Origin of the sequence: Mycobacterium sp. SM3041 (assembly GCF_039668335.1) — a bacterium.
In the GTDB taxonomy this organism is placed as follows: Bacteria; Actinomycetota; Actinomycetes; order Mycobacteriales; family Mycobacteriaceae; genus Mycobacterium.
The window spans coordinates 47,692-70,315 of the sequence record NZ_JAYXBQ010000079.1 but is presented as its reverse complement, the minus strand read 5'-3'; the positions used below and the strand labels follow the sequence as shown (position 1 = coordinate 70,315).

Here is a 22,624-nt window from a genome sequence, read left to right as displayed (position 1 = left end):
CTCGCCGCATGCGTTTCGTCCACACCGCCGACTGGCAGCTCGGTATGACCCGGCATTTCCTGGGCGGTGAGGCGCAGCCGCGCTACTCGGCCGCACGTCGTGACGCCGTGGCGCGCCTCGGGGCGCTGTGCACCGAGGTGGGTGCCGAGTTCGTCGTCGTGGCGGGGGATGTCTTCGAGCACAACCAGCTCGATCCGCGTGAGGTCAGCCTGTCGCTGGAGGCCATGCGCGCCATCAAGATTCCGGTGTTCCTGCTGCCGGGCAACCACGATCCGCTGGATCCGGCGTCGGTGTACACCAGCACGCTGTTCCTGGCCGAATGCCCGCCCAACGTCACGGTGCTCGACGGGGTACACGATCTGCGGCCCGGGGTGCAGATCGTCGGCGCGCCGTGGCGCTCCAAGGCGCCCACCACGGACCTGACGGGCGACGCGGTGGCCGACCTGCCGGCTGACGGCGTCACCCGAATCGTGGTGGGGCACGGCGGGGTCGACGTCCTCGATCCCGATCCCACGAAACCGGCACTGATCCGGCTGGACACCGTCGAGGCCGCGGTACGGCGGGGCGCGGTCCACTATGTGGCGTTGGGGGACAAGCACTCTCGCACCGAGGTCGGCAGCACCGGCCGGGTGTGGTACTCCGGTGCACCCGAAGTCACCAATTACGATGACATCGAAGCGGATTCGGGCCACGTCCTGGTGGTCGACGTCGATGACACGGATCAGTCGGTCACGGTCGAGTCCCGCCGGGTGGGTCAGTGGAGGTTCGTCACGCTGCGCCGGATCGTCGACACGGATCGCGATATCGCCGATCTGGACCTGAACCTCGACGGCCTGCCGGACAAGGAACGCACCGTCGTCCGGTTGGCGCTGACGGGTTCACTGACCATCTCCGACAAGGCCGCGCTCGACGCCTGCCTCGACCGCTACGCGCGCCTGTTCGCCGCGCTGACGACGTGGGAACGACACACCGACCTCGTCGTGGTCCCGGCGGACGGCGAATTCTCGGACCTGGGCATCGGTGGGTTCGCCGCGGCAGCGGTCGACGAATTGGTCGGCACCGCAAGCACTTCGGGCGACGACGCCGACGACGCACGTGCGGCACTCGCGCTGCTGTTGCGCCTGGTCGATCGGGGGAGTGCCGCATGAAGTTGCACCGGCTGGTCCTGACCAATTACCGCGGCATCACCCACCGCGAGATCGAATTTCCCGAGCGCGGCGTGGTGGTGGTCGCCGGCGCCAACGAAATCGGCAAGTCCTCCATGATCGAGGCGCTCGATCTGCTGCTGGAGTCCAAGGACCGCTCGACCAAGAAAGAGGTCAAGCAGGTCAAGCCGACTCATGTTGACGTGGGCGCCGAGGTGACGGCCGAAATCTCCACCGGCCCTTACCGGTTCGAGTATTACAAGCGGTTCCACAAGAAGGCCGAAACCCGGCTGACCATCCTCGCTCCGCGCCGCGAGCAGCTCACCGGCGACGAGGCGCACGACCGGGTGCGGGCGATGCTGGAGGAGACGGTCGACACCGAACTCTGGCGGGCCCAGCGCATTCTGCAGTCTGCCGCCATGGTGCCGGTCGACCTCGCCGGATGCGACGCGCTGGCTCGGGCACTCGATGTCGCGGCCGGCCAGGCCGGTGCACTCGAGGGTGCGCTGTCGGGCAACGAGCCGCTGCTGGTCGACCGGATCGACGCCGAGTTCTTGAAGTACTTCACGCAGACCGGCCGCCCCACCGGTGTGTGGGCCGAGGCCATTAAGGGCCTGAAGGCCGCGCAGGCGGAGGTCGCGGCGCGTACCGCCGCGGTGGCCGAGGTCGACGAAGCGGTCCGCCGCCACGGCGAGCTGACGAAGGAATTGGCCACGGCCACTGAGCAACTGGCGGCCGCCGAGGTGCGGCTGGCGGCGGCTCGGGAAGCGGCCACGGCGGTGGCTCGAGTCCGCGACGAGCTTGCCCAGGCACGCGTGCAGGCGCAGGCGGCGGTTGCTAGCGCGACGGCAGCACGCAGTGCTCTCGACGAGCGGCAGCGGCTGCAGGCCGACGTCGAACAGCGGACCGCCGGCATCGGTGAACTGACCGCCGCCGCCGAGCACGCCGCGCAACAGCAGGTGGCCGCGGCGCAGCTGCAGCAGGCCGCCGACACCGCCGTGGCGGTGGCGCGGTCCGTGGTGGAGGCCGGTCGTATCCGCCTGGATGCGGCGCGGCAGGTGGTGGACCAACTGTCCCAGCGCGCTGAGGCGGTTCGGCTGTCCGGCCTGCTGGAGCGGGTGCAGGTCGCCGCCGACGAACTGGCGGCGGTGGCCGATCAGCTGGGCAAGATCACGCTGACCGCGGCGGGCATGCGCGCCATCGAAACCGCCGCCGCCGCGGTGGACCGTGCGGCCGCGGCCGCTGAACTCGCCTCGGCGCGAATCGAATTGGTGGCTCACGGCGACGTCGAGCTGCGCGTGGGTGACCAGGACGTGACGCTGTCCGCCGGGTCGGAGTGGGCCACGAGCGCGGGCGGCCGGACCGATGTCGAACTCCCCGGGCTGCTGACGGTGCGGGTGCTGCCCGGTACCCCGGCCGCGGACACCAGCGCCGTTCTCGACGCGGCGCGCACTGCGCTGGCGGCTGCGCTCCAGCCACACGGGGTTGCTGACGTCGAGGCCGCGCGGGCCCTGGACGCCCGGCGGCGCGAACTCGAAGCCGAGCGTGATCGGCTGACCGTCACCCGCCAGACGCTGCTGGGCGCCGACACGGTCGAGGCGCTCGCGGCTCGGCTGGCGGGGCTGCGGGAGCAGCTGGGCGACACCGACGCCATCGACGTCGGGGCGGCACGAGCCGAGCTGGAAGCCGCCGACGCCGAACAGCGCCGGGCGACAACCGAGTACGAGCAATGCCGCGACACGGCCACCGCCGCGGCGGCCGCGGTGGCGGCCGCGTTGACCGCGGCGACGGTCGCCCGCGAGAAGGTGACGGCGGCGACGGCCGCGCTCACCGAGGCCACCGAGCGACTGACCCGGCAGCGCGAGCTGGAGGACGACGCGGCCTTGACCCAGCGCGTCGCGGCGCTGGGGGAGCAGGCTGCCGCGGCCACGGCGCGCGAACAGGAACTCGCCACGGCGCTGGCTGCCGCCGCGCCCGACACTGTCGATGCGGAACTGGCGGCGGCCACTGCGGATTCGGCCCGGCTCGGTACCCGGCGCCGCGAACTCGATGACCAATTGCGGGATGTGGCAGCGCAATTGAAGGTGTACGGGACACAGGGCCGCCAGAGCCAGCTCGATGCCGCCGAGATCGCGCTGCGGCATGCGGAGTCCGAACACGCCGCAGTGGGTCGTCGGGCCCGGGCCGCTGAACTACTGCGGACGGTGATGGGCCGGCACCGCGAACAGGCCCGGCAGCGGTACGTGGCACCGTTCCGCACCGAGGTGGAACGGCTGGGGCGCATCGTGTTCGGGGACAGCTTCGCCGTCGAGGTCGACAGTGATCTGCGAATTTGCAGTCGCACCGTCGCGGGCACCACCGTGCCGTACGAGAGCCTCTCCGGTGGGGCCAAGGAACAGCTGGGAATCGTCGCCCGGCTGGCCGGCGCGGCGCTGGTGGCCAAGGAGGACACCGTCCCGGTGATCATCGATGACGCACTGGGGTTCACCGATGCGGGCCGGTTGACGCGCATGGGTGAGGTGTTCGACGCGGTCGGCGGCGACGGCCAGGTGATCGTGCTGACCTGCAGCCCCGAGCGTTATGCCAGCGTCGGCGACGCGACGCGCATCGAGCTCACCGCTTAGGCCCCTGGTAGGCCGCGTTTCGTGACAGACTGCGGCGGTGATCGCTGACTTCGTCGTCGTGGGGACCGGCTCGGCCGGTGCGGTGCTGGCTGATCGACTGAGCGCCGACGGCACCGCGCAGGTGGTGGTGCTGGAGGCCGGGGCCGTCGACAAGAACCAGTTCATCCGTATCCCGGCGGCTTTCGCGAAGCTGTTCCGCGGCGAGTTCGATTGGGATTACTCGACCGAACCGCAGCCCGAGCTCGCCGGCCGCCGCATCTACTGGCCGCGCGGCAAGACCCTCGGCGGCTCGTCGTCGATGAACGCCATGATGTGGGTGCGCGGCCTGCCCGCCGATTACGACGAGTGGGGTGAGCTCGCCGGCGAAGAGTGGTCGTACGCGGCCGTGAAGAAGTATTTCGACCGGATCGAGGCCGGGCCGCTGGTGCTCAGCCCCCAGCGCAGCCCGCGCGGCGTCACGGCCGCGTGGCTGGAGGCCGCCGAGCAGTCCGGTTACGAGGGGTTCGTCGAGACCCGGGTGTGTCAGCGCCGCGGCGCGCGGTGGAGCACCGCCGACGCCTATCTGCGGCCGGCGCTGCGCAGGTCGAACCTGCATCTGCGCACCGGCGCCACCGCAACCCGCGTGCTGATCGAGGACGGGCGGGCGGTCGGCGTCGAGTACGAGGCGGACGGGCGTCGTCAGATCGTCCGGGCGCGCCGTGAGGTGATCCTGTGCGGCGGCGCGATCAACAGCCCGCAGCTGCTGATGTTGTCCGGCATCGGTCCGCGCGAACATCTCGCCGAGCACGGCATCGACGTGGTCCACGACGCGCCGGGCGTCGGGTCGCACCTGCTGGACCACCTGGTCGTGCTGCTCGGGTTCGACGCCCATTGCGAGACCCTGATCAGCGCGGAAAAACCGGTGCAGCTGCTCAACTACCTGACCCGCCGCCGCGGCATGCTGACCTCGAATGTCGGTGAGGCATATGGCTTCGTCCGCAGTGACCCTGAACTCGCGCAACCCGACATCGAGCTGATCTTCGCCCCGGCGCCGTTCTTCGACGAGGGCCTCGGCGACGCCTACCCGCGCGACGCGGTGGCGATGGGGCCGATCCTGGTGAAGCCCAAGAGCACCGGCACCATCCGGCTGGCCTCGGCCGATCCATTGGCCAAGCCGATCATCGACCCGCGCTACCTGTCCGACCCCGAGGGTGCGGACCGCAAGGCACTGCTGGCGGGCCTGCGGATGCTGGCGGACATGACCCAGGCCCCGGCGCTGAAGGGACTGCTGGGCGACATCGCCCGCCCGGTGGGTGCGCACGATCTCGACGACCGCACGCTGGAGCTGGCACTGGCCACCACGTCGCACACGCTGTATCACCCGACCACCACTTGCCGGATGGGCAGCGACGAGGCCAGCGTGGTCGACCCGCAGCTCCGCGTCCGTGGGGTCGCGGGGCTGCGGGTCGCCGACGCTTCGGTGATGCCGACCATCATCCGGGGCCACACTCACGCCCCGAGCGTGCTGATCGGTGAGAAGGCCGCCGACCTCATTACCGACTGAGGTCAGAAGTAGGCGTTGGCGGGAATCGCGGTGCCGTGCAACAGGTTCTGCCCGACCACCCGGGCCTTGTAACCGACGGGGTTGTGCAGCGTGATGGTGCGGATGTTGCGCCAGTGCCGGTCGAGGTTGCGTTGCCGGCTGGCCGCGCTGGCACCGCCGAGCTCCAGGAGCTTGGTGGCGGCGCGCGGCGCGATGTCGTCCAGGTGCACCTTCACCTTCGCCGCCTGCAGCTGGGCCTGGGCGACCAGCGCCGCGTCGGGCACACCGTCCGGGCCGGTCGAATCGATGGCCGCCCCGATCGCTGCCGCCGCATCCAGCACTGCGGCCCGGGCGATGTAGGCGGAGCTGGCCAGTTCGCCGAGCTGGCGCTGCAGCAGCGGGTCGTCGGTCGGTGATGCGGCAGAGGCGTGGCTGAAGCTGCGCTCGCGGGACCGCAGGAGCGCGATCCCGTCGTCCACGATGTTCTCCAGGATTCCGGCCACCACGGCGTGGATGTACAGCTGCAACAGGGTGTACTGCACCGACGGCACAGGCTCGGCGTCGTACCGCGTGTCCGTGAGCACTTCGTCGGGCAGCACCGTCACGTCCTGGAACCGCGTGGTGCCGGTGCCGGTACGGCGCTGACCGAAACCGTCCCAGTCGTCGATGATCGTCACGCCGGCGCGATCGGCCGGGACGATGACGGTCGCCACCGAATCATGATCGGTGGTCGCTGTCACGGTCAGGTAGTCCGAGAACAGGGTTCCGGTGCTGTAGAACTTCTCGCCGGTCAAGATGAATCCGCCGTCGTGGCCCGGCGTCAAGCGGGTGTTGAACACCAGGCTGCCCACCGCGTGGGAGCCCTTCTCACTGAACGCATTGCCGAACACCTTGCCGTCGGCCACCTTGTCCAGCCAGGCCCGGGACCCGGGCTGGTCCAGGGTGCGCAGCCGCTCCTCGACGAACCAGAAATGCGTACGGAAGATGTGCGCCACCACCGGATCGGCGCGGGCGACGTCGATGACGGCGGAAAACAGTTGCGGCACCGTGAGTCCGGCTCCGCCCAGCTCGGTGGGCAGGCGCAGGGTGCCGAATCCGGCGCGCTTGAGCGCGGCCACCTGGTCGAAGGGATTCACGTCGTCCAGATCGCGGTCTTTGGCGCCCGCTGCGATATCGGCCAGCAGGTCGGTCCACGTTGTCGTGTCGGGGAGGTCGAGGATGGTCATGTCCCAGTTCTACGTACCAGGACAGTCACAGGCACGGCTTACGCTCGCGCCGAACCAAACGCGGCAGAATGAGTGTCGATGACCATGAACGCCAAGCGCCGCAAGGCGCACGACAAGCTCGCGGCGCTGCCGGGGGTACGGTCGGTGCGGCGGCCGGTCCGGTCAAGTGGCGCAGAGGAATTCGATCTGTTCTACGTGCGGACCGGGCCGCTCAGCGAGCATCCGCTGGTGATCATTCCGGGCGGGCCGGGTGCGGCGTCCATCGGGCACTACCGCAATTTGCGCCGCCGGGCGACGGCCGCCGGTCTGGACGTCATCATGGTCGAGCACCGCGGCGTCGGCATGTCCCGACACGACGACGACGGCGCCGACCTGCCCACTGAGGCGCTGACCATCGAGGCCGCGGTCGACGACATCGCGGCGGTCCTGGACGACGCCGGCGTCGAGTCCGCGGTGATCTACGGCACGTCCTACGGCAGCTACCTGGCCGCCGGCGTCGGCGTGCGCCATCCCGCCCGCGTGCATGCCATGGTGCTGGACTCACCGCTGCTGTGCGCCGACGACATCGACGCGGTGCGCGAGGCCACCCGGGCCGTGCTGTGGGACGGCACCGAACCGGCGACGGAGGGGCTCGCCAAGAGGGTGCGGGACCTGGCCGCCGACGGGCAGCTGACGCCTTGGGTCGTGCAACTGGCGACGGGTCTGTACGGCCTGGTCGGCCCGGAAGTTCTGGAGCAGCAGCTCGAGTTGCTGCTCACCGGACGCGGGCTCCTCTGGGGCGCCATCGGGCACAGCACCAAGCTGCTGTTCGAGAGCAAGACGCCGTACCGGCATGAGCCCGACCTGGTCGAGCACATCGGCTACCAGGAGCTCAACTATGCCCCCGAGCCCGACGGTCTGCCGCTCGACCCGGCGCTGGCATACCGCGAATCGGCCACCGGCGACCCCGATTTCGTTGCCGAACCTTTCGACCTGGTGGCCGCGATGCCGGGATTCGACTGGCCCACCGTGGTGATCTCCGGCGGCCGGGACTTGATCACGCCGCCGGCTATCGCCCAGCGGGTCGCCGACCTGATTCCGGACGCTGTGCTGCTGGAACTGCCCAGCGCCGGACATAGCGTGCTCGACATGCGTGAGGGTGCGGCACTGACCATCGCCACTGCGGTGTGTGCCGGCGAATATGCGGAATTGCCGGACCGCGCAACGGAATTGGACAATATGCCGCCGGACTTCACGGTGCGCCTGATGGTCAAGGGCATCGCGACGGCCGCGGCCGCCGAGTCGCTGGTGCCGGCCGGGCTGCCACGGGCCATCAGGCAGCTCAGGACTTGGTGAAGCCGATCGTCATGTAGTTCAGGTCGCCCAGGCCCGCCGGGCCGTAGTTGGCCAAAGTGCTTCGGACCGCCGCATTTCCGGGGGATTGCGCGAGCGGCAGGCTGAACGTTTCGGCCCACAGCATGCGGTCCAGCTGGTTGGCCAGGGCCTGTGCCTTGACGGGATCGAGTTCGTCGAGCGTCTGCTCGATCTTGGCGTCGATCTCGGGCGTGCCGATCTTGCCGAAGTTGCTCTCGCCGCCCGAGGCATAGATCTGGGTCAGACCGCTCAAGGGGAAGGCGTCGCCCTGCCAGGCGAAGGCGGCGATGTCGAAGTTACTCGGAATGATGTACTGGCTGAAGAAGTCTGCGCCGGAGGACACCACGAGTTCCAGCTTGACGCCGATGTCGGCGAGGGTTTTCTGCGTCAGCTGCCCGATCTGCCGACCGCTGGGGGCGTCGTAGAAGACGATCCGCACCTTCAACGGCTTGCCGTCCTTCTCCCGCACCGAGCGGCCCGCGGGCAGCTTCCAGCCCAGCGCGTCGAGCTCGCGTCGGGCTCCCGCGGGGTCGAAAGGTGTCCCGCCGCTGTTGTTCTGGTAGCCCTCCTGCCCGGCAACGTAGATGTGGTTGTTGAGCGGCACCGGGTTGTCCACCAGGCCGTGCTGCAGGACGGTCACGATGGTCTTCCGGTCGATGCCCATGGCGACGGCGTGGCGCAGTGCCGGATCGGCAAGGATCGAGCCGGTCGCGCCGTTGAACGTCAGATGCGACCAGGTGGGCCCGGGCGCGGTGCGGATGTCGACGCCTTTGGTACGCCGGACGCGCACCATGTCGTCGATCGAGCCCAGCCCGGTGGCATCAATGGCGTTGTTCTGCAGCGCCGGGATACGAGCTGCATCGTCGAGCACGAGGAACGTGATGCTGTCCAGCAGCGGCCGGGCGCCCCACCATTTCGGATTGCGGGTCAACGTGATTCGTTGTGCGCCGCGGTCGACGTTCGAGATGACGAACGGACCCGCCGACGGCCCGGGCTTGTTCAACTGCCCCTTGTTGAACACCTCGGGATCGGTCGTCGAGACCTTGGGCAGCAGCATGCCGTTGCCCGCGAACATGCCGCGCCAGTCGGCGTAGGGCCGGGAGAACGTCATGACGGCCTGCCGGTCGTCGACGCCGCGGGTCACCGAGGCCACCCGCTCGCTGCCGTTGGGGCTGGCGATCTGGAACCTGGGATCCTTACCTGTCGTGGCGGTGACCTGCGCGGCGATGTCCTCCCAGGTGATGGGGGCGCCGTCGGTCCACACGGCCTTGGGGTTGATCGTGTAGGTGACGACCTGCGGATTGGTGCCGGTCAGCTGGATGTCGGTGAAGTAGTCGTGGTTGACGGTGGTCGACCCGTCGGGGCCGACGATGAAGGCCCGCGGCAGCGTGGGCCGCAGCAGCGAGGCGGTGTCCACGGTGTTGCCGTCGATGTTCAGGGTGTTGAAGTTGTCCGGAAACGCCGTCAGCGCCAGCCGCAGATTGCCGCCGACCTTCAGGGTCGCCGGGTCGCGCGGGTTGAGGTCGTTGGCCGCACCGAGTTTCGGTGCGCCGGCACTGGATCCGCGGTACTGAGTCGAGCAGCCGCTGACAGTGAGGACCAGCGCGACCGTAGCCATCAGGGCCACCCACAGTCGACTGCGGCGATCGGCACGCATCATTCACCTCCCGGCTGCGGCACGGCATCGAGCAACCGCTGGGTGTACGGGTCCTGCGGGGCGCCGAAAACCTCTGCGGCGTCACCTTGTTCGACGACGGCGCCCTTGTACATCACGGCCACGGTGTGGGCGAGATGGCGGACCACCGAAAGGTCGTGCGAGACGAACAGGTACGACAGGTCGAAGCGTTGTTGCAGGTCCAGCAGCAGGTTGATGATGCCCGCCTGGATCGAGACATCGAGTGCCGACACCGGTTCGTCGAGCGCCAGAATCCTGGGCTGACGCGCCAGGGCGCGGGCGATGCCGATGCGCTGCTTCTGCCCACCGGAGAACTCGGCGGGGTAGCGGGCAGCGTCCTCGTGCCGGAGGCCGACGATGCCGAGCAGTTCGGTGACGCGGTCATCGATGCGGTTCTTGTCGAAGCCGCCGACCCGCAGCGGCTCGGACAGGACGTCGAACACCGGCAGCCGCGGATCCAGTGCCGCCACCGGGTCCTGGAACACCACCTGCAGGTCGCCACGCAACTCGCGGCGAGTGTCGCGGGTCAGTCCGGCCACGTCGTGGCCGAGCACCGTGATCGAACCCGATTGCGGCGCGGTCAGGTTCAGAATCTGATGCAGCGTCGTGGTCTTGCCGGAACCGGATTCGCCGACGATGCCCAGCGTCCGGCCCTGCCGCAGCTGCAGACTGACACCGTCGACGGCACGCAGCTCGCCGACGTTGCGCCGCAGCATCCCGCCGCTGAGCTTGAAAGTCTTGACCAGATCGCTGACCGCGAGCACCACGGGTCGGTCGGCGTCATCCTCGGCCACGACCTCGGGTTCGGTTGCCACGCCGTAGATCTCGGCTGCGCTGCGGCCCGTCACCTGGTCGGTGTGGATGCAGGCGGCGGCGTGCCCGGGTGCGACGTCCAGCAGCGCGGGCTCGACCGCCCGGCAGTCGTCGTCGGCCAGCGGGCAGCGCGGTGCGAACGGGCATCCCGGCGGCAGTGCCGCCATCGACGGCGGTGCGCCGGGGATCGGCACCAGTCGTGAGCCTTGCGGCGCGTCGAGCCGCGGCACCGAGCCCAGCAGGCCGACGGTGTACGGCATCACGCGGTCGCGGTACAGATTCGCCACCGGCGCGGTCTCCACCGCCCGGCCGGCGTACATCACCATTGCGCGGTCGGCGAATTCGGCGACCACACCCAGATCATGCGTGATCATCAGCACCCCGGCGCCGGTGACGTCGCGGGCGGTACGCAGCACGTCCAGGATCTGTGCCTGCACCGTGACGTCGAGCGCCGTGGTGGGTTCGTCGCAGATGATGAGGTCCGGGTCGTTGGCGATCGCGGTGGCGATGACGACGCGCTGGCGCTCACCGCCCGACAGCTCATGCGGGAACGCGCGCGCCCGGGCCGCCGGCTGCTTGATGCCGACCAGCTCCAGCAGTTCCACCGCCCGGGTCCGCGCCGCCCGCCGGTCCATCGAACGGTCATGCACGCGAAGGGCTTCGGCGATCTGGTCGCCGACGGTGTACACCGGGGTGAGCGCCGACATCGGGTCCTGGAACACCGTGCCGATCACCCGGCCGCGCACCTGGGACATCGCGTCGTCGTCGAGCCCGACGAGCTGCTTGCCCTGCAGCTTCACCGAACCCGTCACGTGGGCGTGCTCGGGCAGCAGGCCCACCACCGCCATGGCGGTCGCCGATTTACCGGCGCCGGATTCCCCGACCAGTGCCAGCACCTCGCCGGGGGCGATGTAAAAGTTCATGCCGCGCACCGCCGAGACGTCCTCATCGGACGTCTGGAAGGTCACGGTGAGGTCGCGGACCTCGAGCAACGGCGCGCTCATCGCTTCACCACCCGCCGCCGACGTGGCCGGGCCGAGGGATCGAGCGCGTCGCGCAGGCCGTCACCGATCAGGTTGGCGCACAGCACGATCAGCACCAGGACACCGGCCGGGAACAGGAACACCCAGGGGAACGTGGTGACCGACGGCGTACCGTCGGCGATCAGCGTGCCCAGCGACACGTCGGGTGGCTGCACACCGAAACCGAGGTAACTCAAACCGGTTTCGGCCAGGATCGCCATGCCGACGTTGAGTGTGGTGTCGATGATCAGGATGGACGCCACGTTCGGCACGATGTGCCGGGCGATGATGCGGGCATGGCTGACACCCATATACCTTGCCGCCGTGACGAACTCGCGTTCGCGCAGGCTCATCGTCAGGCCGCGCACCATGCGTGAGCTGATCATCCACGAGAACGCCGCCAGCAGGATCACCAGCCACAGCACCGTGCTCTGATGCCGGATGCGCGGCGTCACGATCGCGATGAGGATGAAACCCGGGATCACCAGCAACAGGTCCACGATCCACATCAACACGCGGTCGCGCCAGCCCCCGAAGTAGCCCGCCACCGAGCCGACCGTCGCGGCGATGGCCGTCGAGATGACGGCCACGCACACACCGATCAGCATCGACTTCTGCATGCCCCGCAACGTCTGCGCGAAGACGTCCTGCCCGAGCGCATTGGTGCCGAACAGGTGCCGGCCGTCGGGTGGCTGCAGGAGCGCGTCGAAATCCATGTCGGTGTGCGAGTAGGGCAGCAGCGGCGGCAGGGCGTAGCAGCCGACGAAGAGCACCACCAGCAGCACCAGCGACACCACCGCGGGCCGGTTGCGGACGAAGCGCCGCGCCACCAACGTACGGCGCGAGGCGAACCGGGCGCGGGGCAGCCCGAACTGGACGCTCATGAGACCCGCACCCGGGGATCGAGGGCGGCGTAGACCACGTCCGAGAGCAGGCCGCCGATCAGGATCGTCGTCCCGGAGAACAAGGTGAACGCGGCGACGATGTTGGCGTCCTGGCCGTTGATGCCCTGCACCATCCACTCACCCATGCCGTGCCAGCCGAAGATCTTCTCGACGAACACCGCGCCGGTGACCAGACCGGCGACGCCGTAGGCGAACAGCGTGGCCATCGGGATCAGTGCGGTGCGCAGGCCGTGCTTGAAGAGCGCCTGGCGCCGGGTCAGGCCCTTGGCCCGGGCGGTCCGGATGAAGTCCTGGCCGAGCACATCGAGCATCGCGTTGCGTTGATAGCGGCTGTAACCGGCGATGGCGCCGAGTGCCAGGGTCGTCGTCGGCAGCACCAGATGCTGTACCCGGTCGACGAACCCGTGCCAGCCGCCCGCGGCATATGGCGACGTCTCACCGGTGTACTGGAACAGCTGGAAGCCCAGCACCTCGTTGACGCCGAGCGCGCCGAGAATCAGCAGGTTCGCGATGACGAACGTCGGGGCGCTGAGAATCAGCAGCGCGAGCACGGTGATGGTCCGGTCGGAGAGACGGTACTGCCGGATGGCGCCCCACGCCCCGATGATGACGCCGATGATGGAGCCCAGGATCGACCCGATGGCCACCAGCCGCAGGCTGGTCCACACCCGTCGTCCCAGTTCTTCGGAAACCGGTTGCCCGGTAACGGTTTTCCCGAAGTCCCCGCGTACCGCACCGGACACCCAGTTGGCGTAGCGCGGCAGCAGCGGCCGGTCGAGACCCAGGTCGTGGGCCTTGGCGTCGATGACGGATTGCGGTGGCCGCGGGTTGCGCTGCAACAGGTTGTCCAGCGGATGGAAGGTGACCGACGTCAGCGCGAAGGTCAGGAACGTCGCCAGCGTCAACAGGATCGCGTAGTTGAACAATCGGCGGATCAGGAACCGCGTCATGGGCCGCTCGCTGGAATCCGCATCTGGACAGGTTAGGAGATCCCGGCGCACTAGTGCGGGATTGGCGCCTACTGGCCGCGGCCGCTTCGGCGCGAGCTGGTGACGTGCCAATTCTGATTCGGTGGGAATACCTGACGGTCGGGGCGACTTGAAAACAGATGACCGGCTGCGTGCCCCAACGGTGTGGTGAAATCGCGGCAGATCGCGTCTAGGTGGGAGACCCGCGATGAGTCGAACCAAGAATTCTGAAGTAAGCAACAAGTGGGCCATCGGCGTTATCGCCGGGAGCATGGTCGTCGGTGTGACGACCGTGATACTTGTCGGAGCGCAGGCGCAGTCCGTGCAATCGACATCGGCCAACGGCACCTCGGTCAGTTCAGTCGTCAGCGCCACGACAGTCGGGCCGATCATCAGCGCCGCGCCGGCCATTACCGGCCCCGCTCCGCTGTACCCGGGCCAGGACCCGGGCTGATGAGTTCGCGGCGGGGGCGCATTCACAACCCCGGCCCAACTCTCCCGCAACCGGTTGTCCGGTAACAGTTTTTCCGAAATCCCCGTGCATCGTGGGTGTTTGTCGAGCCCAATTCGTGAACCCGGCATCGATGACCGGCTCGTGCGGTGTTGGGAACTGTCAGAGCCGGTCCAGCGGCCTCTCAGGTGGGCAATTGCGGCGTTGGCGAACTGGCAGAACCAGTCCAGCGCGCTGTCAGAGTGGCGCGCTTGACTCGAAATATATGACCAGCCGCGCCCCGACGGCGCGGCGAAGCGGTCCCGAGTACGCGGGAGGCAAATCATGAGTCGACCAGGAACTTCCGGCATCACCTTGAAATGGGCGATCGGCATCATCGGCGGGAGCGCTGCGATGGGTGCCGTAGCGGTATGTGCGGGCGTGCTGGCGGCCCCGTCCGAGACGACGACGGCCAGCAGCACGTTGATCACGTCGACGAGCACGACCGCCCCGGTCACCTTCGCGGCACCGTCCATCACCGGCAAAGCGCCGCTGTGGGCCGGCCAGTCGCCGGACACCAACCCGCAGGGTTAGCCGGCTTTCACAGCTCGCGCATAGATTCGCCACAGTCGAGGCTCACACCGGTGCGAATAATGGAGCTGTGACAGGTCCCAGCAGCACCGCCCGTGACAGTGAAGCCCCGCGTGTCGTCATGCACCGCGCCGACGGCAAGCCGATCAACGTACTCGTGGTCGACGACGAACCCGTCCTCGCCGAGCTCGTCTCGATGGCACTGCGTTACGAGGGCTGGGACATCGCCACGGCCGGCGACGGCGCGAGCGCGATCGCGCTGGCCAAGGACAACCCACCCGACGTGGTGGTGCTGGACGTGATGCTGCCCGACATGAGCGGGCTCGACGTCTTGCGCAAGCTGCGCGAGCAGATCCCTGGGCTGCCGTTGCTGCTGCTGACCGCCAAGGACTCGGTGGAGGATCGCATCGCCGGCCTCACCGCGGGCGGCGACGACTATGTCACCAAACCGTTCAGCATCGAGGAAGTGGTGCTGCGGCTGCGCGCGCTGCTGCGGCGCACCGGTGTGGCCAACGAGGCCGGTGGCGCGCAGATCGTCGTCGGCGACCTGGTGCTCGACGAGGACAGTCACGAGGTGACGCGCGCCGGCGAACCGATCACGTTGACCGCTACCGAGTTCGAGCTGCTGCGGTACATGATGCGCAACTCCAAGCGGGTGCTGAGCAAGGCCCAGATTCTCGACCGGGTGTGGAGCTACGACTTCGGTGGCCGCTCCAACATCGTGGAGCTGTACGTGTCGTACCTGCGTAAGAAGATCGACAGCGGCCGCGAGCCCATGATCCACACCCTGCGTGGCGCCGGATATGTCCTCCGACCCGCCCGCTGAGGCCGGCACGCGGATCTGGCAGCCGCGGACCTGGTCCTTGCGGGTCCGGCTGCTGGTCACCCAGGTGCTGCTGCTGGCGCTGGTCATCGTCGGCGTCGGCGCGGCCACCGAGTTTGCGCTGCAGCGCTTTCTGCTGCACCAGTTGGACGACCAGGTGCTGGAGGCGGGCCGGCGCTCGGCCGCCATCTTCGAGCTGCCACCGCCGCCCATGGCGCCGCCGCTGACCGGCGGGGTGCCCCGGCCGTCCATGGATCCGCATTTCCGGATGCGCTTCGACCCCGAGGCCGGCCCCGGCCCCGGCTTCCTCAACGCGCCCGGACAGGCCGTCGGCACCATCGGAGCGGTGGTGTTCCGCGGCCAGGTCGACGCCGGTGTCATCACCTCCGAGGGCAGTCGTAATTCGGTATCAACCACGGCCACAGCGCAATTGGCGCAGGTGCCACCCGATCGCAAGATTCGCACCATGGACATCGACGGGCTGGGGCGCTACCGCGTCATCGGTTTGCATCCCCGGCACGGCGGTCCGCAGACCATCGTCACAGGCCTGCCGACCCGGCACGTCGACAACACCCTGCTGTGGGTGCTCGGCATGTTCTGCGCGGTGGGCGCTCTGGCGCTGATCGGGGCGACGGTGGTCGGGGTGTGGATCATCCGCCGCCAACTCGCCCCGCTGTCAAGGGTTTCCGCTGCCGCGCGCGACGTGGCCGACCGGGAACTGGATCGGGGAGAGGTCCAGTTGCCGACGGAGATCGTGCACGTCGATCCCGTCGCCGCGCACACCGAGGTCGGCCAGCTGGGTTCGGCGCTGAACCGCATGTTGGACCGGATCGCCGGCGCGCTCGCGGCCCGCCATGCCAGTGAGACGCGGGTGCGTCAGTTCGTGGCCGACGCCAGTCATGAACTCCGCACGCCGCTGGCGGCGATCCGCGGCTATACCGAACTGGCGCAACGCAAGAGCGAGCAGTTGCCCGCCGACGTCGCCCACGCGATGAACCGCGTCGAATCCGAGACGGCCCGCATGACCCGGCTCGTCGAGGACATGCTGCTGCTGGCGCGGCTCGATGCCGGCCGGCCGCTGGAGATGGAGAACGTCGACCTGTCCCAACTGGTCGTCGACGCCGTCAGCGACGCACACGTCGCCGGCCCCGACCACAACTGGTCGCTGGACCTGCCCGAAGAACCGGTCACCATCGAGGGCGATCCGGCGCGGCTGCACCAGGTCCTGGTGAACCTGTTGGCCAACGCCCGCACGCACACGCCCGCCGGTACGTCGGTGACGATCGCGCTGTCCGCGGGCCCGGACGCCACCGTGATCAGCATCGCCGATGACGGCCCGGGCATTCCAAAGACGTTGCAGCCCGAGGTGTTCGAGCGTTTCGCCCGGGGTGACTCGTCGCGGTCCCGTCAGGCCGGCAGCACCGGGCTGGGGCTGGCCATCGTCGCGGCCGTGGTCAAGGCGCACGGCGGCACCATCAGCGTCGACAGCCGCCCCGGAGCGACGGTGTTCACCGTGCGCCTGCCCGCGGGCCCGGCCGATCAAGCCTCACAGCCACCGCACAGCGTCGCCTCGACGTCCGCCTAACAGACGCGCCCACAATCAGACTGGTGAATTCCGCACCACGCCGCCCATTCGGCGAGCAACTCCAGCTCGGGCTCCTGCTCGCGGGCACCGCTGTGCTGTACCTGTGGAACCTGTCCGTGAGCGGTTGGGCCAACAGCTTCTATTCAGCGGCGGCGCAGGCCGGTGCCAGCGACTGGACCGCAATGCTGTTCGGCGCCAGCGACTCCGGTAATGCCATCACCGTCGACAAGACGCCCGGTGCGCTGTGGGTGATGGACCTTTCGGTCCGGCTGTTCGGGCTCAGTTCCTGGAGCATTCTGGTGCCGCAAGCCCTGATGGGTGTGGCGGCGGTGGCGGTGCTGTATGCCGCGGTGCGCCGCGCCGCCGGGCCGGCCGCCGCGCTGCTGGCCGGCGCGGTGTTCGCGCTGACGCCCGTGGCCGCCTTGATGTTCCGGTTCAACAATCCCGACGCACTGCTGGTCCTGCTCCTCGTGGTCGGTGCCTACTGCGTGCAGCGCGCCTGCGAAAAAGACGCGGGCCGTTGGTGGTTGGTCGTCGCCGGGGTCGCCGCGGGATTCGCGTTCCTGGCCAAGATGCTGCAGGCGTTCCTGGTGCTGCCGGCCTTCGCCGCCGCGTACCTGGTCGCTGGGCCGTCGCCGGTGCGGACCCGGCTGTGGCGGTTGCTCGGCGGCACGGCGGCCATGGTCGTCTCCGGCGGCTGGTACCTCGCGCTGGTCGAACTGTGGCCGTCCTCGTCGCGCCCGTATATCGGCGGATCGCAACATGATTCGATCATCGAACTGGCCCTGGGCTACAACGGTGTGGGCCGGCTGAACGGGAACGAGCCCGGCGGCCTGGGCAACCCGAACTTCGACGCCGGGTGGGATCGGCTGCTGGGCGCGAGCATGGGCACCTACGCGGGGTGGCTGCTGCCCGCGGCACTGATCTGTCTGATCGCGGGACTGGTGCTCACGCGCCGGCTGCCGCGCACCGACGCGACGCGGGCCGCGCTCATCCTCTGGGGCGGGTGGCTGGTGTGCACCGCCGTGGTGTTCAGCTTCGCCAACGGGATCGTGCATCAGTACTACACGGTGGCGCTGGCGCCGGCCATCGGCGCGTGCGTGGGTATCGGGTCGGTGCTGTTGTGGCGCAACCGCGCCGGCTGGCCGGCCCGGCTGACCATGGCGGGCACCGTGGCGACGACGGCCGCGGTGGCCGCGATGCTGCTGAGCCGCGCCGATGTGACGTGGTTACGGATGTCGGTGCTGATCGTCGGCGCCGTTGCCGCCCTGCTGCTGCTCGCGCCGCCGCGATTCGGCTCCGCGCGCCTGGCGGTGGCCGTGGCGGTCGTGGTCTGTCTGGCCGCACCGACCGCGTATTCGATTGCCACCGCGAGTGTTTCGCATACCGGGGCGATGCCGTCGGTGAGCGGGCCCGGCGGTCGCAGTGCCGGCTGGGGGTCACCGCCCGGACACGGCAAGGGGCGGGGTCACGCCGGTGGGCCCGGCCGGGCGATGGGCGCTCCGCCGCAAGGCTTCCGACCTGGCGGCGGGCTCTTCGAATCGCCCGTGCCGGGAGCTGCCGTGACGACGCTGCTCAGCACCGACGCCGGGCACTACCGGTGGGCGGCCGCCGTCGTCGGCTCCACCAACGCGGCCGGCTACCAGCTGGCCGCCCGCGTCCCGGTGATGGCGATCGGCGGCTTCAACGGCACCGATCCCGCGCCCACGCTGGCGCAGTTCCAGCGGTACGTCGCTGCCGGTCAGATCCACTACTTCGTCGAAGGCGGCGTCAAGATGGGCTGGGGACCCCACGGTCAGGACGACGCCAAGCAGGAATCTCAGCAGATCGCCACGTGGGTCAGCCAGCACTTCACCGCCACCACCGTCGACAAAACCGTGATCTACGACCTGACGCAGCCGCACTGACCCCGCCTAGCTGATCCTGCGGCGTGGGCGCGCTCTACTCGCGCTTTTGCACCCTGGCCGCGGAGTCGATGTGGGTGTTGTGTTGACTCTGCGCTGCGGGCGCTCTGTTCTCGCGCTTTTACGCCCTGGCCGCGGAATCAACGGCAGCCCCAAACACATAGCTTCCGCATAGCTTCAGCCCATGGCCGGCTAAAGCTGCGGCCCAAAAATCAATGTCATGACGAACCTGGTCGAGCGCTCCGAGTTGGCAGCCGAGCAACGCTTCACCACGCGCCCCAATGCCGCCCTCGCCGCACGTGCTGCCGGCGTCCCGGTGCTGGACATCGTGGTCCCCGTGTACAACGAGCAGGTCGCACTGCCCGGCTCGATCCGCCGGCTGCACCGCCACCTGGAAGAGCACGTCCCGTACCCGGTGCAGATCACCATCGCCGACAACGCCAGCATCGACGACACCCCTCGGGTCGCCGCCGAGTTGGCCGCAGAGCTCGACAACGTCCGCGTCGTGCGGCTCGAGCTCAAGGGCCGGGGACGGGCGCTGCACGAGGTGTGGTCGCACTCGCAGTCGCCGGTGCTGGTCTACATGGACGTCGATCTCTCCACCGACCTGGCCGCCCTCGGCCCGCTGGTGGCGCCGCTGATCTCGGGCCACTCAGACCTGGCGATCGGCACTCGGCTGGCCCGGTCCTCCCGGGTCGTGCGGGGGCCGAAGCGGGAGTTCATCTCCCGCTGCTACAACCTGATCCTGCGCGGGGCACTGTCGGCGAAGTTCTCCGACGCCCAGTGCGGCTTCAAGGCCATCCGGGCCGACGTGGCCCAGGCGCTGCTGCCGCTCGTCGAGGACACCGGCTGGTTCTTCGACACCGAACTGCTGGTGCTGGCCGAGCGCACGGGCCTGCGCATCCACGAGGTCCCGGTCGACTGGGTCGACGACCCCGACAGCCGGGTGGACATCATCGCCACCGCGGCCGCAGACCTCCGCGGCGTCGGCCGGTTGTTGCGCGGGTTCGCCAACGGCAGCATCCCGGTGCACACCATTGCCGCGCAGTTGGGTTCGTCGACCAGGGCGGCCGCACCCCGTTCGCTGCTGCGCCAGGTCGTCCGGTTCGGGACCATCGGTGTCGCCTCGACGCTGGCCTATCTGCTGCTGTTCATGATGATGCACGCCGCGCTCGGCGCGCAGACGGCCAACCTGATCGCCCTGCTGGTCACCGCGATCGTCAACACCGCCGCCAATCGGCGCTTCACATTCGGTGTCCGGGGTGGGGGAGCGGCGAGCGCGACCCGTCACCAGTTCGAGGGGTTGATCGTCTTCGGTATCGCGCTGGCCATCACCAGCGGCGCGCTGGCCGGGCTGCACGCGTTCGCACCGCACGCCCACCATCTCCTCGAGCTGAGCGTGCTGGTGGCCGCCAACCTCGTCGCCACTGCGGTGCGGTTCGTGCTGCTGCGCGGTTGGGTGTTCCACCCGCGGCGTGCGAATTGACCTGCCTACCAATCGCTTCAGAGGAGACCCGCGCGTGATCGCCACTGCACCCACCGTCGCTCAGCTACCCAAACCCCGTCGGCGCCCAGCAATCTGGGCCCGGCCCGTATGGGAACGGTCCGCGCTGCTGACGCTGCTGGCCGCGACCGCCGTGCTGTACCTGTGGGCGCTCGGCTCCTCGGGTTGGGCCAACTCGTACTACGCCGCCGCGGCCCAGGCGGGCACCCAGAACTGGGAAGCGTTGCTGTTCGGCTCATTTGACGCCGGCAACGCGATCACGGTCGACAAGCCGCCGGCTGCCCTGTGGCTGATGGGTCTGTCGGGCCGGCTGTTCGGATTCAGCGCGTTCAGCATGCTGCTGCCGCAGGCACTCATGGGCGTGGCGTCGGTCGGGATGCTGTACGCGACGGTCCGTCGCACCAGCGGTGCGGCCGCCGGACTGTTGGCCGGCCTGGTGCTGGCAGTGACTCCCGTTGCGGCCCTGATGTTCCGGTTCAACAACCCGGACGCGCTGCTCGTGCTGCTGCTGATCACCGCGGCCTACTGCACGGTGCGGGCCATCCAGTCGAAGGACTTCGCCGTCTCCGCGCGCTGGATGACGGCGACCGGCGTCGTCGTCGGCTTCGCCTTCCTGACCAAGATGCTGCAGGCGTTCCTGCCGGTACCGGGACTGGCATTGGCGTTCCTGGTCGCCGCGCCGTTCAGTATCGGGCGCCGCATCAGCGCGCTGCTGATGTCCGGTGTGGCCCTCGTGGTTTCGGCTGGCTGGTACATCGCGCTGGTGAGCCTGTGGCCCGCCGACGCCCGTCCGTATATCGCCGGGTCCACCGACAACAGCCTGCTGCAGTTGGCGTTGGGCTACAACGGCATCGAGCGGATCACCGGTGGTGACCGTCCCAGCGGCGGTCCCGGCGGCGGCATGCGGGACAACCTGTTCTTCGGTGGGCACGCCGGCATCACCCGACTGTTCGGCCCGTCGATGGGTGTCGAGATCTCGTGGCTGCTGCCGGTGGCATTGATCGGTCTGGTGCTGTTGCTGTGGGCCACTCGCCGCGCGCCCCGCACCGACCTGGGCCGCGCCGGGGTATTGCTCTGGGGCGGTTGGCTTCTCGTGACCGGCGTGGTGTTCAGCTTCATGGACGGCACGGTGCACCCGTATTACAACGTCGCGCTCGCCCCTGCGGTCGCCGCGTTGGCCGGCATGGTGGTCGCGCAGCTGTGGCAGCGCCGGGAGACGTTGTCGGCACGGCTGTTGCTCGCACTAATCTTGGTCGTTTCGGCCGGGTGGGCGTTCGCGCTGCTGTCCCGCACCCCGGACTGGATGCCCGCCCTGCGGTGGACCATCGCGGTGGTGGCGGTCCTGGCGGCGGTGGCCGTCGTGGCGGTCGGGGCGCGCTCCGGACGGGTCACGGCCGTCGTCGCCGGTATCGCGGTCGCCGCGGCCCTGGCCGGGTCGGCGTCGTTCACGATCTACAACGTGGCCGCGGCCCACAGCAGTGGCCCCGGCTCGATGTCAGGTCCGCCGCGGCCCGGCGGTGATTCGTGGCCGGGTGGTGGCCCGGGTGGTCCGCACCGCGACGGCCCCAACGCCGAACTCGAGAACCTGATCCGCGGTGCCGACAACCGTTGGGCCGCAGCGACGGTCGGGTCCTTCCAGGCCGGCGATCTGGAGTTGAGCACCGGCAAGTCGTTGATGGCGATCGGCGGATTCTCCGGCGGGGACAACGCGCCGACCCTGGCGCAGTTCCAGCGGTACGTGGAGGACGGCCAGATCCACTACTTCATCGCCGGCGATCACAAGGGGCCCGGCGGCCCCCGGCGTGAGCGGGGTAGTGCCGCCGAGATCACCGCATGGGTGACGGGGCACTTCGCCAAGCTCGACGTCGGTGGCGCGACGGTCTACGACCTCGAGGCGCCCCACTGATCGGAGCACGCGTCTATGCCTCGGATTGCAGTCAGCAGGTGACTGCGATCCGAGGCATTGCGTTTCGTTGGCCTCGATCGGGCGGCCTCGCTCAGCCGATCTTGTACGTGCCGACGGCCTTGGCCACCGGGTCGCCGCCCGGTGTCTCGATCTCGACCTCGCAGTGCACCAAGGACTTTCCGCGGTGCAGCACGCGCCCGACACCGATCAGGTCGGTCGACCGGGCGGGCGCCAGGTACTGGACCGACATCGAGATCGTCACCCCGCGAAGCGATTCGGGTTCGCGTTCGGTCGACCACGCCGCCGCCATGACCGTGACATCGGCCAGTGCGGCGATGGCGCCGCCGTGCACCATGTCGGCCAGCGTGGTGTTGGTCGGGTCCCACGGCATCCGCAACCGGACCTCCGGGGCGTCGAGTGCTTCGGCGACGATGCCCAGCTTGGCGACGAGCGGTGACTGCGGGATGAACTGCGCCATGACCTCGGCGCCGGTACTCGGGCTCATGTCATGGAAGTCTGCGCGCGGCGGGTAGTCGGTTCAATTACCTGGCAGGTAGTGATGGCGACCCGGCGTGAAGCGTGGGGTGGGGTGCTCCTTCGGGCAGAGACGGCGATCGGGAAGCCGGCA

17 protein-coding genes are annotated in these 22,624 nt (G+C 69.2%); 11 read left to right on the top strand and 6 right to left on the bottom strand.

Going from position 1 to position 22,624, the window contains the following annotated elements:
- The first annotated feature begins 8 nt into the window (after positions 1-8).
- From VXD91_RS28160 to VXD91_RS28150, 3 genes are read left to right on the top strand one after another with little or no spacing between them, the layout of a single operon-like run.
- The gene (locus VXD91_RS28160) at positions 9-1,148 is read left to right on the top strand and encodes an exonuclease SbcCD subunit D (RefSeq protein WP_346416914.1); all 1,140 of its coding nucleotides are present in this window, start codon (positions 9-11) and stop codon (positions 1,146-1,148) included.
- Positions 1,145-3,769, top strand: coding sequence for an AAA family ATPase (locus tag VXD91_RS28155; protein WP_346416913.1), 2,625 nt, complete (start codon positions 1,145-1,147; stop codon positions 3,767-3,769). The genes VXD91_RS28160 and VXD91_RS28155 overlap by 4 nt, the downstream gene beginning before the upstream one ends.
- Before the next feature lie 37 nt (positions 3,770-3,806).
- Entirely contained in the window at positions 3,807-5,312 is a 1,506-nt protein-coding gene (locus tag VXD91_RS28150) for a GMC family oxidoreductase N-terminal domain-containing protein (protein ID WP_346416912.1), read from the top strand.
- 2 nt (positions 5,313-5,314) lie between these two features.
- On the opposite strand, the gene VXD91_RS28145 is transcribed toward VXD91_RS28150, so the two are convergent.
- The gene (locus tag VXD91_RS28145; RefSeq protein ID WP_212812563.1) at positions 5,315-6,517 is read right to left on the bottom strand and encodes an acyl-CoA dehydrogenase family protein; all 1,203 of its coding nucleotides are present in this window, start codon (positions 6,515-6,517) and stop codon (positions 5,315-5,317) included.
- Between the two features lie 78 nt (positions 6,518-6,595).
- Between VXD91_RS28145 and VXD91_RS28140 the strand changes: the two genes are divergently transcribed.
- A complete protein-coding gene (locus tag VXD91_RS28140) occupies positions 6,596-7,852 on the top strand; it encodes an alpha/beta fold hydrolase (protein ID WP_212812562.1) in 1,257 nt (418 codons plus the stop codon).
- On the opposite strand, the gene VXD91_RS28135 is transcribed toward VXD91_RS28140, so the two are convergent.
- From VXD91_RS28135 to VXD91_RS28120, 4 genes are read right to left on the bottom strand one after another with little or no spacing between them, the layout of a single operon-like run.
- Positions 7,839-9,488, bottom strand: coding sequence for an ABC transporter family substrate-binding protein (locus tag VXD91_RS28135; protein ID WP_346416911.1), 1,650 nt, complete (start codon positions 9,486-9,488; stop codon positions 7,839-7,841). The genes VXD91_RS28140 and VXD91_RS28135 overlap by 14 nt on opposite strands.
- 38 nt (positions 9,489-9,526) lie before the next feature.
- The gene (locus VXD91_RS28130; RefSeq protein WP_293014992.1) at positions 9,527-11,362 is read right to left on the bottom strand and encodes an ABC transporter ATP-binding protein; all 1,836 of its coding nucleotides are present in this window, start codon (positions 11,360-11,362) and stop codon (positions 9,527-9,529) included.
- The gene (locus VXD91_RS28125) at positions 11,359-12,264 is read right to left on the bottom strand and encodes an ABC transporter permease (protein WP_293014995.1); all 906 of its coding nucleotides are present in this window, start codon (positions 12,262-12,264) and stop codon (positions 11,359-11,361) included. The genes VXD91_RS28130 and VXD91_RS28125 overlap by 4 nt, the downstream gene beginning before the upstream one ends.
- The gene (locus tag VXD91_RS28120) at positions 12,261-13,235 is read right to left on the bottom strand and encodes an ABC transporter permease (RefSeq protein ID WP_293014998.1); all 975 of its coding nucleotides are present in this window, start codon (positions 13,233-13,235) and stop codon (positions 12,261-12,263) included. Before VXD91_RS28120 ends, VXD91_RS28125 begins: the two co-directional genes overlap by 4 nt.
- Positions 13,236-13,461: 226 nt before the next feature.
- Here VXD91_RS28120 and VXD91_RS28115 point away from each other — a divergent pair, with 226 nt between their 5' ends.
- The 7 genes from VXD91_RS28115 to VXD91_RS28085 all read left to right on the top strand — a co-directional run bounded on the left by VXD91_RS28115 (position 13,462) and on the right by VXD91_RS28085 (position 21,996).
- The gene (locus VXD91_RS28115; RefSeq protein ID WP_226521011.1) at positions 13,462-13,707 is read left to right on the top strand and encodes a hypothetical protein; all 246 of its coding nucleotides are present in this window, start codon (positions 13,462-13,464) and stop codon (positions 13,705-13,707) included.
- Between the two features lie 321 nt (positions 13,708-14,028).
- Positions 14,029-14,277: a hypothetical protein gene (locus VXD91_RS28110; RefSeq protein WP_293015003.1), complete on the top strand. Its 249-nt coding sequence runs from the start codon at positions 14,029-14,031 to the stop codon at positions 14,275-14,277.
- Between the two features lie 118 nt (positions 14,278-14,395).
- Positions 14,396-15,100: a response regulator transcription factor gene (locus tag VXD91_RS28105; protein ID WP_293015070.1), complete on the top strand. Its 705-nt coding sequence runs from the start codon at positions 14,396-14,398 to the stop codon at positions 15,098-15,100.
- Positions 15,078-16,682: a HAMP domain-containing sensor histidine kinase gene (locus tag VXD91_RS28100; RefSeq protein ID WP_293015006.1), complete on the top strand. Its 1,605-nt coding sequence runs from the start codon at positions 15,078-15,080 to the stop codon at positions 16,680-16,682. The genes VXD91_RS28105 and VXD91_RS28100 overlap by 23 nt, the downstream gene beginning before the upstream one ends.
- A 23-nt stretch (positions 16,683-16,705) precedes the next feature.
- The gene (locus tag VXD91_RS28095) at positions 16,706-18,589 is read left to right on the top strand and encodes a glycosyltransferase family 39 protein (protein ID WP_293015008.1); all 1,884 of its coding nucleotides are present in this window, start codon (positions 16,706-16,708) and stop codon (positions 18,587-18,589) included.
- A 217-nt stretch (positions 18,590-18,806) separates the two neighbouring features.
- Complete coding sequence (locus VXD91_RS28090; RefSeq protein ID WP_293015011.1) at positions 18,807-20,072, top strand: bifunctional glycosyltransferase family 2/GtrA family protein; 1,266 nt, start codon at positions 18,807-18,809, stop codon at positions 20,070-20,072.
- A gap of 91 nt (positions 20,073-20,163) precedes the next feature.
- On the top strand, positions 20,164-21,996 hold the full coding sequence (locus tag VXD91_RS28085; RefSeq protein WP_346416968.1) for a glycosyltransferase family 39 protein: 1,833 nt from the start codon (positions 20,164-20,166) through the stop codon (positions 21,994-21,996).
- 91 nt (positions 21,997-22,087) lie between these two features.
- Here the strand turns inward: VXD91_RS28085 and VXD91_RS28080 are convergent, their stop codons facing one another.
- Entirely contained in the window at positions 22,088-22,501 is a 414-nt protein-coding gene (locus VXD91_RS28080; protein WP_110772304.1) for a PaaI family thioesterase, read from the bottom strand.
- Positions 22,502-22,624: the final 123 nt, after the last annotated feature.

What these genes read in the sequence shown, in the direction of transcription:
- VXD91_RS28100 (WP_293015006.1), top strand. Translation starts at nt 15,078, where the DNA reads ATGTCCTCCGACCCGCCCGCTGAGGCCGGCACGCGGATCTGGCAGCCG.
- VXD91_RS28105 (WP_293015070.1), top strand. Translation starts at nt 14,396, where the DNA reads ATGCACCGCGCCGACGGCAAGCCGATCAACGTACTCGTGGTCGACGAC.
- VXD91_RS28120 (WP_293014998.1), bottom strand. Translation starts at nt 13,235, where the DNA reads ATGACGCGGTTCCTGATCCGCCGATTGTTCAACTACGCGATCCTGTTG.
- VXD91_RS28110 (WP_293015003.1), top strand. Translation starts at nt 14,029, where the DNA reads ATGAGTCGACCAGGAACTTCCGGCATCACCTTGAAATGGGCGATCGGC.
- VXD91_RS28135 (WP_346416911.1), bottom strand. Translation starts at nt 9,488, where the DNA reads ATGGCTACGGTCGCGCTGGTCCTCACTGTCAGCGGCTGCTCGACTCAG.
- VXD91_RS28125 (WP_293014995.1), bottom strand. Translation starts at nt 12,264, where the DNA reads ATGAGCGTCCAGTTCGGGCTGCCCCGCGCCCGGTTCGCCTCGCGCCGT.
- VXD91_RS28160 (WP_346416914.1), top strand. Translation starts at nt 9, where the DNA reads ATGCGTTTCGTCCACACCGCCGACTGGCAGCTCGGTATGACCCGGCAT.
- VXD91_RS28130 (WP_293014992.1), bottom strand. Translation starts at nt 11,362, where the DNA reads ATGAGCGCGCCGTTGCTCGAGGTCCGCGACCTCACCGTGACCTTCCAG.
- VXD91_RS28090 (WP_293015011.1), top strand. Translation starts at nt 18,807, where the DNA reads ATGACGAACCTGGTCGAGCGCTCCGAGTTGGCAGCCGAGCAACGCTTC.
- VXD91_RS28145 (WP_212812563.1), bottom strand. Translation starts at nt 6,517, where the DNA reads ATGACCATCCTCGACCTCCCCGACACGACAACGTGGACCGACCTGCTG.
- VXD91_RS28140 (WP_212812562.1), top strand. Translation starts at nt 6,596, where the DNA reads ATGACCATGAACGCCAAGCGCCGCAAGGCGCACGACAAGCTCGCGGCG.
- VXD91_RS28155 (WP_346416913.1), top strand. Translation starts at nt 1,145, where the DNA reads ATGAAGTTGCACCGGCTGGTCCTGACCAATTACCGCGGCATCACCCAC.
- VXD91_RS28115 (WP_226521011.1), top strand. Translation starts at nt 13,462, where the DNA reads ATGAGTCGAACCAAGAATTCTGAAGTAAGCAACAAGTGGGCCATCGGC.
- VXD91_RS28080 (WP_110772304.1), bottom strand. Translation starts at nt 22,501, where the DNA reads ATGAGCCCGAGTACCGGCGCCGAGGTCATGGCGCAGTTCATCCCGCAG.